Source organism: Rhodoferax sp. RT5P35 (assembly GCF_056521385.1).
On record NZ_JBWMAX010000350.1, the window covers coordinates 1 to 1,047 of the forward strand.

1 protein-coding gene and 1 riboswitch are annotated in these 1,047 nt (G+C 65.7%); the gene reads left to right on the top strand.

Features of this window, described 5'->3' with window-relative positions:
• On the top strand, nt 1–873 hold an 873-nt coding region (locus tag AC097L_RS26250; protein ID WP_479589620.1), incomplete at its 5' end, for a patatin-like phospholipase family protein.
• Nucleotides 874–888: 15 nt separating this feature from the next.
• Nucleotides 889–989: riboswitch (TPP riboswitch) on the top strand.
• Nucleotides 990–1,047: the final 58 nt, after the last annotated feature.

Here is a 1,047-nt window from a genome sequence, read left to right on the forward strand (position 1 = left end):
GGAAAGCCCGTAGTGCTGCGCCGAAGCCTGCTGGCTGCCGCCGGGGCCGCGCCGTTGCTGGCGCAGGCAGCGCCCGCCGCCAAAAGAATCGGCATCGCCCTGGGGGCCGGATCGGCCCGGGGGTTTGCCCATATCGGCGTGCTCAAGGCCTTGGTCGAAGCCGGTCTGGCCCCCGAGGTGGTGGCGGGCACCAGTGCCGGTTCCTTGGTGGGCGCTTTTTATGCCGCGGGCTACTCGCCCTGGCAGATCGAAGAGGTGGCCTTGCGGCTGCGCGACATCGAAATTGTCGATCTGGGCCAGGGCAACAAGCGCGGCATGTTCACCGGCGAAACCCTGCAAAAGCTGGTCAACCAGTACGTCAAGGACGTGCCCATCGAGCGCTTCAAACGCCGCTTCGGCGCGGTGGCCACGGTGCTGAAATCTGGTGAACTGCGCTTGCTGGTGGGCGGCAATGCCGGTGCGGCCGTGCGCGCCTCGTGCTCGATTCCCGGGGTGTTTGTTCCCTGCGTGATTGCTGACGAGGAGCTGGTGGACGGTGGGCTGGTCAGCCCCTTGCCGGTGAAAGCTGCGCGCAGGCTGGGTGCCGATGTGGTGATTGGCGTGGACGTGGGCGTGCTGCCGCAAAACAGCACCCGCGTGGGCCTGTACGAGGTGATTCTGCAGTCGTTTGAAATCATGGGCCGCTCGCTCTCGCAGCTAGAGGGGCAAACTGCCGACTTCATGGTCCGCCCAGACACGGCGCGGTTTTCCAGCACCGATTTCACGGTGCGCAAGGAAATCGTCCAGGCGGGCTACGAGGCCGGTGTGGCCGCGTTACCAGCGTTGCGCCAACTGCTGCGCGGGCGCGGAGCCAGCCCGGACCGGGTCGGGTAGCACATGCCGTACACTGCGCGCTGCCCGGGGTGCGCAGAGGCTGCGCTGAGATGGAATCCAAACCCGCGAACTTGATCTGGTTCATACCAGCGTAAGAAGAGCTTGACGATGCCGTCCACTGGCTGGACGGTGTTGTCTCACCGCCCGTCATGGGCGTTCTCCTTCGGGGTTTGC